The 12,696-nt window shown below is 61.3% G+C and carries 10 protein-coding genes; 2 read left to right on the top strand and 8 right to left on the bottom strand.

From position 1 onward, the window contains the following. Positions 1 to 24 precede the first annotated feature (24 nt). Together AO388_RS04165 and AO388_RS04160 are read left to right on the top strand one after the other, a co-directional pair. Positions 25 to 513, top strand: coding sequence for an Lrp/AsnC family transcriptional regulator (locus tag AO388_RS04165; RefSeq protein ID WP_002555947.1), 489 nt, complete (start codon positions 25 to 27; stop codon positions 511 to 513). A 487-nt stretch (positions 514 to 1,000) separates the two neighbouring features. Further along, a complete protein-coding gene (locus AO388_RS04160) occupies positions 1,001 to 2,497 on the top strand; it encodes a methyl-accepting chemotaxis protein (RefSeq protein WP_058416098.1) in 1,497 nt (498 codons plus the stop codon). Positions 2,498 to 2,506: 9 nt separating this feature from the next. On the opposite strand, the gene AO388_RS04155 is transcribed toward AO388_RS04160, so the two are convergent. The 8 genes from AO388_RS04155 to AO388_RS04120 all read right to left on the bottom strand — a co-directional run. Further along, the gene (locus AO388_RS04155) at positions 2,507 to 4,090 is read right to left on the bottom strand and encodes an ABC transporter ATP-binding protein (RefSeq protein ID WP_058416097.1); all 1,584 of its coding nucleotides are present in this window, start codon (positions 4,088 to 4,090) and stop codon (positions 2,507 to 2,509) included. A 1-nt stretch (position 4,091) separates the two neighbouring features. Then, positions 4,092 to 5,114, bottom strand: a complete 1,023-nt coding sequence (locus AO388_RS04150; RefSeq protein WP_058416096.1) for an ABC transporter permease — start codon at positions 5,112 to 5,114, stop codon at positions 4,092 to 4,094. Beyond that, positions 5,114 to 6,181 (bottom strand): microcin C ABC transporter permease YejB, encoded by a 1,068-nt coding sequence (locus AO388_RS04145; RefSeq protein WP_003367615.1) that lies wholly within the window; start codon positions 6,179 to 6,181, stop codon positions 5,114 to 5,116. Before AO388_RS04145 ends, AO388_RS04150 begins: the two co-directional genes overlap by 1 nt. Before the next feature lies 1 nt (position 6,182). Beyond that, positions 6,183 to 8,066: an extracellular solute-binding protein gene (locus tag AO388_RS04140; RefSeq protein WP_058416095.1), complete on the bottom strand. Its 1,884-nt coding sequence runs from the start codon at positions 8,064 to 8,066 to the stop codon at positions 6,183 to 6,185. 143 nt (positions 8,067 to 8,209) lie between these two features. Beyond that, on the bottom strand, positions 8,210 to 11,035 hold the full coding sequence (locus AO388_RS04135) for a TonB-dependent receptor (RefSeq protein WP_024661789.1): 2,826 nt from the start codon (positions 11,033 to 11,035) through the stop codon (positions 8,210 to 8,212). 99 nt (positions 11,036 to 11,134) lie between these two features. Then, positions 11,135 to 11,536 carry an ExbD/TolR family protein gene (locus tag AO388_RS04130; RefSeq protein WP_002555939.1) on the bottom strand — a complete coding sequence of 134 codons (402 nt, stop codon included), beginning with the start codon at positions 11,534 to 11,536 and terminating at the stop codon, positions 11,135 to 11,137. Beyond that, positions 11,536 to 12,222, bottom strand: coding sequence for a MotA/TolQ/ExbB proton channel family protein (locus tag AO388_RS04125; protein WP_003425751.1), 687 nt, complete (start codon positions 12,220 to 12,222; stop codon positions 11,536 to 11,538). Before AO388_RS04125 ends, AO388_RS04130 begins: the two co-directional genes overlap by 1 nt. Before the next feature lie 74 nt (positions 12,223 to 12,296). Continuing rightward, a partial coding sequence (locus tag AO388_RS04120) for an energy transducer TonB (RefSeq protein ID WP_153003964.1) occupies positions 12,297 to 12,696 on the bottom strand: 400 nt, incomplete at its 5' end.

Here is a 12,696-nt window from a genome sequence, read left to right as displayed (position 1 = left end):
GAATGGCAATACAAGAGGTAGGTAATGGAAGGCTTGGTCAAACTGGATCGGATTGATATCAATATTTTGGTAGAACTCCAGAAAGACGGGCGCATGACCAACGTCAGCCTGGCCGATGCCGTCGGGCTTTCCGCGAGCCCTTGCCTGCAACGCGTCAAACGTCTGGAGTCGGCAGGTTACATTTCCAGCTACAAGGCGCACCTCAATCTGGCCAAGATCACCGAATCGGTCACCGTGTTCACGGAGATCTCCCTCAGCGACCACAAGCGCGAAGACTTCGCTAAATTCGAAGCCAACATCCGTCACGTCGACGAAGTGCTGGAATGCCACCTGATCAGCGGCGGCTACGATTACCTGGTGCGCTTCATGACCCGCAGCATTCAGCATTATCAGGAAGTGATCGAAGAGCTGCTGGACAAGAACATCGGCATCTCCAAGTACTTCAGCTACATCGTCATCAAATCCCCGGTCATGAAAGACGGCGTACCGCTGCGCAAACTGTTGCGCCACTGAAGCTCCAGCCAAGAGGGCGCGGAGCGTCCGGAACGGCATACCCACTTCAGAGCATGGGCACGAGGGCCATGTGGATTGTGGGAGTGACCGGGACGGCGATCTGCATTGCTTCGAAGGCGGTGGTTAAAGCGACCTGATATCAAGGCTGACTGGCCTCTTCGCGAGCAAGCTCGCTCCCATAGGATGTGTGTATCGCGCTGAGCCACGATGGTGTTTGCCCGGACACCTCGCGCGCCACCCGCTCTGCGATATCCCTGACACCTATCGTTCCTCACGCTCCAGCGTGGGAATGCCTTGCGTGACGCTCCGAGTCACAGATCTGCGCAGCACCGCATACGCAGCCGTGAATACCGGGCAAAGAATATGTATTTCTGAAATTCTGGCATAGGGCTACTATCCGGACGGCACTTTGGCCGGGCTTTTGCTCGTGCAGATTTGAAAACCGGCAGGAGCCCCTGTCGCCATGGATTTCAAAAGGATGTGTTCGATGCCCGTAGCCCCCCGTTTCCTTGACCATTACCGCAAGGCCGACCGGATCATGCTGGGTCTGATCTGGCTGTTGTTCATCTACGCGCTCGGGTTGGCGTTCTGGTTCGACACCTTCACCCAGGCAGTCATCGTCGGTGGCGGCACCGCGGTGGTGCTGACCGGGCTGTATCGGGCCATCGGCGGCACCCGATTGATGCGTTGCTGTTTCGGTGTGGGCCTGATGGTCATGACCGCGCTGCACATCAATCAGACGCACGGGCAGGTCGAGATACATTTCGGCATCTTCGTCCTGCTGGCAGTGCTGACCTTCTACCGCGACTGGCTGCCGATTCTGGTCGCTGCCGTCACCATCGCTCTCCACCACATCGTTTTCCATGCCTTGCAGCACTCCGGCTTCCCGGTGTACGTCATGCACCACGGCTTCGGCTGGAGCATGGTGCTTGTGCATGCGGTGTATGTAGTCGTTGAAAGCGCGATTCTGGTTTACCTGGCCGTGCAGAATCAGGCCGAGGCGGTCGAGAATCAGGACATGCTGGACCGGATGCTGGCCACCACCAACCAGTTCTCTACCGATAGCCAGTCCAGCGAGCGCTCGGGCAAACATGTCTCGCTGGCTCAACGTTTCGAGCAGTTTCTGGCGCAGATCACCAGCCTGGTCGACGGTGTGGTACGTGACACTCGCGGGCTGGGCGAACTGGGTCATGACCTCGCCAAGGCCAGTGGTACGCTGGAAACCGGTGCGCAGCATCAGCTCAGTGAAATCGCCCGCATGACCAGCGCCATGCAGCGCATGGGCGAAGCCATGAACGATATCTCCAGCCACGTCGCGCAAGCTGTGCAGCGGGCCGGTGACGCCAGCGATCAGGTCGCCCACGGGCGCGACAGTGTCGACCGTGCACAGAGCGAAATCACTCAGCTTGCCGCACGCATCACGACCACCGATGAAACCGTACAGGCCCTGGCCAACCAGTCAGAACAGATCGGCAAAGTGCTGGACGTGATCGGCAGCATTGCCGAGCAGACCAACCTGCTGGCCCTCAATGCTGCAATCGAAGCCGCACGCGCCGGTGAGCAGGGCCGAGGCTTTGCGGTGGTGGCGGACGAGGTGCGCAACCTCGCGCAGCGCACAGCGTCGTCGACCAAGGAAATCCAGACCATCATCGAAGACCTGCAAAAAGGCAGTCGTCAGGCCGCTACGGCCATGAACGACAGCCTGCAGGGCGTCGGGCGTTGTGTCGAGGACAGCCAGCGCGCTTCGGAATCCTTGCGCGCGGTCGGCGAAGGCATCGGCCATATCACCCAGCTCAACGGCCTGATTGCCACGACGACCGAACAACAGTCCGCCGTCAGCCGGGAAATTGCCGATCAGCTGCGCTCGGTACAGACCATCGCCGAGCACACCGCTGCCAATATCGGTGTGTTGGCGACCAGCAGCCAGAGCCTGTCGCCGCTGGCCATTCGCCTGGAAGCGCTGGGCCAGAGCTTTCACGCGTAGCTTTCGGGCTCAGGCAAACACCAGCCCCGACGAGCGCAGCAGTTCCTGAGTGTAGGCCTGCTGCGGTGCGGCGAAGATCTCGCGGGACGGGCCCTGCTCGACCACCTTGCCGTCCTTGATCACGATCAGATCATGGGCCAGGGCGTGAACCACCGCCAGGTCATGGCTGATGAACAGGTACGTCAGACCGCGACGGATTTGCAGGTCACGCAGCAGGGCGACGATTTGCTTTTGCACGGTCCGGTCGAGCGCCGAGGTCGGCTCGTCGAGCAGGATCAGATCCGGTTCAAGCACCAACGCCCGTGCGATGGAAATACGCTGACGCTGACCGCCGGAAAACTCGTGCGGGTAACGATGCCGGGTGGCCGGGTCCAGACCGACTTCCTGCAACACGCGGATCACCGTCTGTTCCCGCTCTTTCGGCGTACCGATGTTGTGCGTCACCAGGCCCTCGGCAATGATCTGTTCCACGGTCATGCGCGGGCTGAGGCTGCCGAACGGGTCCTGAAACACCACCTGCAACTGGCGGCGCAACGGGCGCATCAGGTGCTGACTGTGCAGGCTCAGTTCCTTGGTGCCGAAGCGTATGCTGCCCTCTGAATCGACCAGGCGCAAAATCGCCTGACCCAAAGTCGATTTACCCGAACCCGACTCGCCGACAATGCCCAGCGTCTTGCCCTTGAGCAGCTCGAAACTCACCCCGTCCACCCCCTTCACATACTGCGGCTCACGTTTGAACCAGGCCTTGCCCAGCGGGAACCAGACCTTCAGGTCCTGCACCGACAGCAGCGTGTTGCTGTGCGTAGACGGCACCGGTTCGCCATCCGGCTCGGCATTGATCAGCAGGCGGCTGTAAGGGTGCTGCGGACTGTCGAACAGGGTCTGGCAATCGGCCTGCTCGACAATCTCGCCCTCACGCATCACGCAGACCCGCTGGGCGATGCGCCGCACCAGATTGAGGTCGTGGCTGATCAGCAGCAGCGACATGTTCAGCCGCTGTTGCAGGGACTTGAGCAATTCCAGGATCTTCACCTGCACGGTCACGTCCAGCGCGGTGGTCGGCTCGTCGGCGATCAGCAGATCCGGCTCGTTGGCCAGCGCCATGGCAATCATGATGCGCTGCCGCTGCCCACCCGACAGTTGATGCGGATACGCCTTGAGACGTGACAGCGGGTCACGAATGCCGACCAGTTCCAGCAGCTCCAGGGTGCGGCTCAGGGCGGCCTTGCCCTTGAGGCCCTTGTGGGTCACGAGGATTTCGCCGATCTGTTTTTCGACCGTGTGCAGCGGGTTCAGCGAACTCATGGGCTCCTGAAAAATCATCGCCACGCGATTGCCGCGCAGGCTGCGCAACTGCTTGTCGCTGGCGCTGACCAGATCCAGCCCGTCGTAACGAATCGAGCCTTGCGTGCTGACGGTTTTCGCCGGCAACAGGCGCAGAATCGAATGCGCCGTGACCGACTTGCCCGAGCCGGATTCGCCCACCAGCGCCAGGCACTCGCCACGACGGATATCGAGGCTGACGCCATGCACCACTTCGCGGCCGTTGAAAGCGACCCGCAGGTCGCGAATTTCAATCAGGTTGTCTTGCATGTCAGCTCCGAGGATCGAACGCGTCGCGGCAGGCTTCGCCGATGAACACCAGCAGAGAAAGGATCAAGGCCAGCACCAGGAACGCGGTCAGCCCCAACCAGGGCGCTTGCAGATTGCGCTTGGCCTCGCCGATCAGCTCGCCCAGCGACGCACTGCCCGCCGGCATGCCGAAGCCGAGAAAATCCAGCGCAGTGAGGGTGGCGATGGCGCCGGTGATGATGAACGGCAGGTAGGTCAGGGTGCTGGTCATCGCGTTGGGCAGGATGTGCCGCCACATCAGCGCAGCGTCGGTCAGGCCCAGTGCGCGGGCGGCTTTGACGTATTCCAGATTGCGCCCGCGCAGGAACTCGGCACGCACCACGTCAACCAGCGACAGCCAGGAGAACAGCGCCATGATCCCCAGCAGCCACCAGAAACTGGGGGACACGAAGCCGGACAGAATGATCAGCAGGTACAGCACCGGCAGCCCCGACCAGATCTCCTGAATGCGCTGGCCGATCAGGTCGGTCATGCCGCCGTAGTACCCCTGAATCGCCCCGGCACACACGCCGATCACCGTGCTGATCGCGGTCAGCAGTAGCGCGAACAGAATGGAAATCCGCGCGCCGAACAACACCCGCGCCAGCACATCACGGGCCTGTTCATCCGTGCCCAGCCAGTTGATGTGGCCCGGCGGGCTGGGCGATGGCGCGTCCAGGTCGTAGTTGATGGTGTCGTAGCTGAACGGGATCGGCGCGAACAGCATCCAGCCGTTTTTTGCCGCGATCAGCTTGCGCACATAATCGCTGGCATAGTCCGGCTCGAAAGGCAGCTCGCCGCCGAAATCGGTTTCCATGTAGGTGTGCAACACCGGGTAATACATCTGCCCGTCGTAGCTGACCAGCAGCGGCTTGTCGTTGGCGATCAGTTCGCCGCACAGGCACACCAGCATCAGGCCGATGAAGATCCACAGCGACCACCAACCGCGACGGTTGGCCTTGAACAGGTCGAAGCGACGCCGGGTCTGGGGAGAGAACTCGAACATCAGGCGCTCCTCGCGGAAAAGTCGATGCGTGGGTCGACCAGCGTGTAACACAGGTCACCGATCAGTTTGATCAGCAGGCCGAACAGCGTGAACAGAAACAGCGTGCCGAATACGATGGGGTAGTCGCGCGAGACGGCTGCTTCGTAGCTCATGCGCCCCAAACCATCGAGGCCGAAGATGGTTTCGATCAGCAGCGAGCCGGCGAAGAACACCTCGATCAAGGCCTGCGGAATACCGGCGATCACCAGCAACATGGCGTTGCGAAACACGTGGCCGTACAGCACGCGATGCTCGGTCAGGCCCTTGGCGCGCGCCGTGACCACGTACTGGCGGCTGATCTCGTTGAGAAAGCTGTTCTTGGTGAGGATGGTCAGCGTGGCGAAGCCGCCGATTACCAGCGAGCTGACTGGCAACACCAGGTGCCACAGATAGTCCTTTACCTTGCCCCAGGTGCTCAGGCTGTCGAAGTTGTCCGAGAACAGCCCTTGCGCCGGAAACCAGCTCAGGTAACTGCCCCCGGCAAACACCACGATCAGCAGAATGGCGAACAGAAACGCGGGCGTGGCGTAACCGATGATCACCAGCGTGCTGCTCCAGACATCGAACGCGCTACCGTGCCGCACCGCCTTGCGAATGCCCAGCGGGATGGAAATCAGGTAGGTGATCAGCGTCGCCCAAAGCCCGAGGGACAGCGACACCGGGAGCTTTTGTGCAATCAGTTCGGTGACCGGCGCACCGCGGAAGAAGCTGGTGCCGAAGTCCAGTTGCGCGTAGTTCTTGAGCATCAGCCACAGCCGTTCGTGCATCGGTTTGTCGAAACCGTAATGTTCCTTGATCTGCTCGATCAGCGCCGGGTCCAGCCCACGGGTGCTGCGGCTGGCGGTGCCGCTTGCGGCTACTTCGCCCCCGCCGCCCCCCACACCGTTGGGGCTGAAGCCCTGAATGCGCGCGATGGCCTGCTCGACCGGTCCGCCGGGAGCGGCCTGCACGATCAGGAAATTCACAATCAGAATGGCCAGCAGCGTGGGAATGATCAGCAGCAGGCGTCGAATCACATAAGCCAGCATCTCAGTACTCCTTGGCGGCGGCAGGCTTGCCGGTCAGCGCAGCGGCCTGAGCATTGGTCAGCGGCGTCGGGCTGATCTGCCACCAGGTTTCCAGACCAACGTCATAGGTCGGTGCCACATCAGGCATGCCGAAACGGTTGGCGAACACCAGTGGCGTGCCCTTGGAGTAGTAGTTGGGAATCATGTAGTAACCCCATTGCAGGACCCGGTCCAGGGACCGTGCGTAGAGCACCATGTCATTGCGCGTATTGGCGCTGACCAGCCCGTCGATCAGCGTGTCCACCGCAGGATTGCGCAGCACCATGGCGTTGGAGCTGCCCACTTCGGTGGCGCTTTGCGAGCCGTACAGGTTGTACAGCTCACGGCCAGGGGAAATGATCGGATTACCGTTTTTCGGCAGGTTGACCACGATCATGTCGTAGTCCCGCGCATTGAGCCGGTTGATGTACTGCGCCGAATCGATGCGCAGGAAATCCAGGGTGATGCCGATCTGCGCCAGCGTGCGCTTGAACGGCAGAATCAGCCGGTCGAAACCGCCTTGACCATCGATGAAGCTGAACACCATCGGCTCGCCCGCCGCGTTGACCAGCTTGTTGTCCTTCGGATGCCAACCGGCTTCGGCCAGCAGCTTGAGGGCCTGCAACTGCTTGTCACGGATGTAGCCGCTGCCGTCGGTTTTCGGTGGCTGATAGACCTTGCTGAACACCTCTTCCGGCACCTGGCCGCGCAAGGGCTCGAGAATTTTCAGCTCGGCCGGGGTCGGCAGCTCGGTGGCGGCCATGTCGCTTTTCGGGAAATAGCTTTGTTCGCGCACGTAGAAATTGCGCATGACCCGACGATTGATCCAGTCGAAATCCCACAGCAACGACAGCGCCTCGCGCACGCGGCGGTCCTTGAACATGGGTTTGTCCAGATTGAACACAAAGCCCTGCGCGGCGACCGGCCGTTGCGGTGCGAGGATGCGCTTTTGCAGGCGCCCGTCGTCAATCGCCGGGCCGCTGTAGCCGACCACGAAGCCTGAAGAGGAGAACTCGCGGTTGTAGTCGAACATCCCGGCTTGCAGCAGTTGGCGGGCGATTTCGATGTCGCCGTAGTAGTTCACGGTGAGCGTGTCGAAGTTGTACAGGCCACGGCTGACCGGCAGGTCCTTGCCCCACCAGTCCTTGACCCGTTCAAAGACCACGCTGCGTCCGGCATCGACCTTGGCGACCCGGTAGGGCCCGTTGCCCAGCGGCGGCTCGAAACCGCCGCCGTTGGCGAAGTCGCGGGTCTTCCACCAGTGCTCGGGCAGAATGTGCAGGCTGGCAATATCCAGCGCCAGCATGCGGTTGAGGTTGTTCTTGAAGTCGAAGCGAATCTGCAGCGGCCCTTCGATGGTCACCTCTTTGACGTCGGCGAACATGGGTCGATAACTGAAGCTGGCCTTGGTGGTTATCAGCTCGAAGGTGTAGCGCACGTCTTCGGCGGTGACGGGCTTGCCGTCCTCGAAGCGCGCCTTGGGGTTGAGGAAAAAACGAATCCACAGACCGTCCGGGTCCATCTCCATCTTTTCCGCGATCAGGCCATACACCGTGTACGGCTCATCCAGCGAGCGATAGGCCAGTGGCGAGTACACCCAGCTGTCGACCTCGCGCACATTGATGCCCTGATCGACGTAGGGATTGAGGTAATTGAACTGGCCGATTTCTTCCGCCGACCGGGTCAGCGAACCACCCTTGGGAGCGTTCGGGTTGACGTAATCGAAGTGCTGGAAGCCGGCCGGGTATTTCGGTGCCTCGCCATAGACGGTCAAGGCGTGGGTCGGCGTCGCCAGCACAGTCTGCCAGCCACTGCACAGTGCAACACCCAGAAGCAGGCGCCGCAGAAAACGGTTAAGACGCGACATGGTGGGGCTTTCCTCGTACGCACTGAATGACGGAACACTGCGAAAAAGCCCCCGGCCGGGGAAGGCGGATGAAACCTGGGCCGGAGGGGGCGAGCTCGCAATCTGACGTGGCCCACGGAGCGTTATGGGCCACGTCGTCACACTCAGAAGTGGTAAGTCGCGCGGGCGAACAGGGTGCGGCCCAGCGGGTCAGCGTAACGAGGGTCGTAGCCGGACTGGAAGTTGTAGGCCTGGTTGGAGAACGGCGGGTTGCGGTCGAACATGTTGCGCACACCGGCGTCGATATCCAGCACCTTGTCGAAGGTATGACCCACCGACATGTCCCACAGCGCATACGACGCGACCCGCGCATTGGTGGTGCGGTCGTAGTCGTTGTAGCCGCTGGTGAAGCGGTTGGTGATGGAGGCGCGGGTATCGCCCAGTGCCCAGGTACCGGTCAGCACGTGTTTCCAACGCGAAATCACGCCGTCGCCCTGGAAGTCGCCGACCTTGTCGGTGTATGGGCCGTCGATGATGTTCTGGAAGTCATAACGCGTCACATAGGTGCCGGTCATGCCCAGACCGAACTGACCATAAGGCGTGTTCGGGAAGCGATAGTCGAGGGTTACGTCGACACCGCTGGTCTTGACGATGCCCAGGTTGGCGTTGCCGGTGACGATATTGGCGATCGAACCGTCGGCAGCGCGCACGTAGCGGTCGGCGTAGGTGTTGGGGTCATCGAACACGGTCGACTCGGGGAACGCCTGGATCTGGTTGGAAATGTGAATCCACCAGAAATCCAGGCCCATCGACAGGTTGTTGACCGGCTGATAGACGAAGCCCAGCGTCATGTTGCGGGCTTTTTCCGGGGCCAGCTCGGTGTTGCCTCCACCATTGTTGAGGAACTGCTGCTGGCAATCACGACCGGCGTTACCACCCGGCTGGACGACGCCACCGGCACACAGAACCGGGTCGTTGTAATAGCCCTGGGTGAAAGTCGTACTGCGCGGGGCATACAGCTCGTAAAGCGACGGCGCGCGGAAACCTTCGCTGTAGGCACCACGGACCACCAGTTGCTTGAACGGCTGGTAGCGGAACGAGTATTTCGGGTTGGTGGTGCTGCCGAAGTCGCTGTATTTGTCGTGACGGACGGCGGCGGTCAGTTCAAGGCTGTCCAGCACGGGCACGTTCAGTTCGGCGTATTCCGCCTTGACGCTCCTGTCGCCTTCGACGCTACCGGCGGCATCTGCGCCCAGGCTGCTGATGTCGTTGACGTAGGCTTCGTACTGCTGATGCATTTTCTCTTTGCGGTATTCGCCGCCCAACGCCAGACCCGCAGGGCCTGCACCGAACCAGTCACCGATTTCCCGGCTGATGCGCGCATCGAGCCCGGCCACCCGGCCCACAGCACTGGAGTACTGGCCGTGATATTCGTTGGCATCGATCAGTGCCTGACCGGCAGCGGTTTGCGGGCCGAACGGGTTAAGGGTGCCATTGGCCAGGCCGTTGAGCATTGCAGCGTCACTGACATAACCGTTGGTGAGCGATGACAGGACTTTGTTCTGGTTGTAAGAAGCACCTACGTTGTAGTCCCAGCCGCCCACCAGGCCGTCGAAGTTCAGCAGGAAACGCTGGCTGGTGTTCTGGTCGCTGGACCCGCGTGGCCCGGCTGCGGTTTCTCGCCAGGCTGTGCTGATCGGTTGGGTCGGGTCGAGAGTAAAGTCGGTCGGTGCCGGAGTGATGCCGTTGCCGGGATAAAAAGGCGACGATGAGTCCAGAGACAGGCCGGTAAGGGGCGCAGGCCCGATATCGGTATGGTTGTTGTTACGAGCCCAGAAGTATTCGAGGCTGACGTTATGATCGTCTGCCAGCTTGCCGGTGGCCTTGCCAAAAAACGAGGTCTTTTCGGTTTGCGGGATCAGGTCGATGTATTCACGGGTGCTGAACCGGCAGATGCCGTTGCTGGCGATCAGGTTAGGGCCGCCGCAGTTTCTGCCCAGCGGGTTCGCAGAGTTGTCACCCTGGAAGTAATTGCCGGGATAGGCCGTACCGGAGGTCTGATTGAGCCCGCGTCCTGGCACGTAATCTCTGGCAAACGAGCGGTCGTTGGCGTCCAGGTTTTGCTGTTTGTTGTAGTTGAATACACCCATGACGTTGAAGCGGTCTTGCTCCAGATCGCCAAAGCCCCAACTGGCGCTCATGTCCTTGGTGGCACCGCCGCCGCTGGCGGTCGGGGTTTCTCCACCCAGGGTCAGGCTGCCGTCGGTCAGGGATTTTTTGGTGATGAAGTTGATCACACCGCCAATGGCGTCAGTCCCGTATAGCGCCGAGGCGCCGTCACGCAATACTTCCACACGGTCGATGGCGGCAAAAGGGATCATGTTCAGGTCGATGGCGCTGCCGTTGGGCGTGCCCACACCCGACAGTGCGTTATTGGCCAGACGGCGGCCGTTGAGCAGCACCAGCGTCTTGTTGGCGCCGATGCCGCGCATATCGGCAAACGAGGCACCACCTGTTCCGGCGCCGACCGAGCCCGCGCTGTTGTTGATCGACTGGCTGCCGGTAATGCGCTGGACCATTTCCTGGGTGGTGGTCACGCCCTGTTTCTTCAGGTCGTCGGCGCGCAGGATGGTTATCGGCACGGCGGTTTCGGCATCGACCCGGCGGATTGCCGAACCGGTGACTTCTACACGTTGCAGTTGGGTTGTGGCAGGCACAACCGCTGCACTGGTGGACACGGCCGAGCCGCTGGTGTCCGCATCGACGGCGTCTGCCGCCTGGGCACCGCTCATGCCCATGGCCAATGCACAGAGCAGGGCACGTGGATGACGCCGGACCGCAAGGGCCAGTGGTTTGAGGGTGCAACCGGGAAGATTCATCAGCATGGTTAGTTCCGACTTGATCCAGACATTATTGAAATGGCCTTGTGAGCCCTCTGTTCCCGACGCGGTTGTGCCGAGCGGGAGTTCCACTTCTTCTTTTTCCAGCAAGCCGCTCCCCTCCAGGGGCTTTTCAGCCCACGGACAACCGCATTCACGGGGGTCGGGTCAGACGGCTTCGCGAGGCGAAGCCACCCGGTCAGTCGAGCGTCATTTCGCTGTCATGACGGATATCTTCGTAATGCCGGAGCGTTCGATGGAGGCCATGGCCTTGGCCACCTGGCCATAATTCACGGCGGTATCGGCCTGCAACTGAACGCGGATTTCCGGGTCCTTGGCCTTTTCGTCCTGCAGGCTTTTTTCCAGCAGCTCCGGGGCGATTTCCGATTTGGCGAGGTAGAACTTGCCGTCCTGATCGACGCTGACCACCACCGGGTTTTTCTTCTCGGCGGGAGCGACTGCGTCGGTCTTGGGCAAGTTGACCTTGATCGCGTTGGTCATCAGCGGCGTGGTGACGATGAACACCACCAGCAGTACGAGCATCACATCCACCAGCGGCGTGACGTTCATCTCGCTGAGTACTTCATCGCTGTCCTGAGTGGAGAAAGACATTAGCTGGCCTCCCGAACGGCATGGCCATTCTTACTGGCGATGGGCTGACGGGTGACCGCGAAGGCGCTGCGCTGGGCGAGGGCGTCGAAGTCGTGGGCGAAGTCATCCATGTCGGCCACGGCGAGCTTGAGGCGGCGCAGGAAGAAGTTGTAGATCAACACTGCTGGCACGGCTACGGCGATACCCACACCGGTGGCGACCAGCGCATGGCCGATAGGCCCGGCGACCGCTTCCAGGCTGGCCGAGCCAGTCACACCGATGCTTTGCAGTGCTTCCATGATCCCCCAGACGGTACCGAACAGGCCGATGAAGGGCGCGGTGCTGCCGATACTGGCGAGAATTGCCTGACCACTTTCCAGTGCGCGACGCTCTTTTTGTATCTGCTGGCGCAGGTTGCGCTCCAGACGGTCCGAGCGGTTGATGGTGTGCGCCAATTGTTGCGTGGTGCGCGGCGACTCATCGACCGCCATGGCTTCGAAGCCACTGTTGGCGATACGCGCCAGCGCGCCGGGGTATTGCGCAGAATGCTCGGCAGCGGTGAGCAGGTCCGGTGCGCTCCAGAACACTTTGGTGAACTGTTTGTTCTGGGACTTCTGGCGGACATACTGCGCCGACTTGATCAGCAACAGTGCCCAACTCAATACGGAAAACAGAATCAGTGCCCAGAGCACGGCCGGGACGATCATGGAAGAGAGCGATGCGTTCATGGTTTAAACCTCACCAGCTTTAATAATTGAAGTGTCGGTTGTCAGGTGCCGGATCATTCCGGCAACTTGAAGTCGATGGTCTGCGTCGCGAAGCCTTCTATCGGCGTGTCACCGCGTTTGGCCGGTATGAACTTCCAGTTGCGCACAGCCTCCACGGCCGCTTCGTCCAGTACCGGTTTGCCGCTGGATTTGGTCACCTCGACAGCGCCAGCGCGGCCGTTGGGCAGCACCTTGATGCGCAGAATCACGCGACCTTCCCAACTGCGTCGCAAGGCCAGCCCCGGGTATTCCGGCGGCGGATTGCCCAGACTGGCGAGCCCGGATACCGCAGCGCTTTCCTTGACCGGAGCCGGTGGCGCAGCAGGTGCCGGCGGCGCGGGCGCAGGTGTTGGCGGCGCGGGCGGGCTGGGTGCGGCGGCAGGCGTTGGCGCAGGCGGCGTCGGCTTTTTCACC

Origin of the sequence: Pseudomonas sp. ICMP 10191 (assembly GCF_001467335.1) — a bacterium.
In the GTDB taxonomy this organism is placed as follows: domain Bacteria; phylum Pseudomonadota; class Gammaproteobacteria; order Pseudomonadales; family Pseudomonadaceae; genus Aquipseudomonas; species Aquipseudomonas cerasi.
The sequence above is the reverse complement of the archived record's forward strand: the minus strand, read 5'-3'. Positions and strand labels throughout refer to the sequence as shown.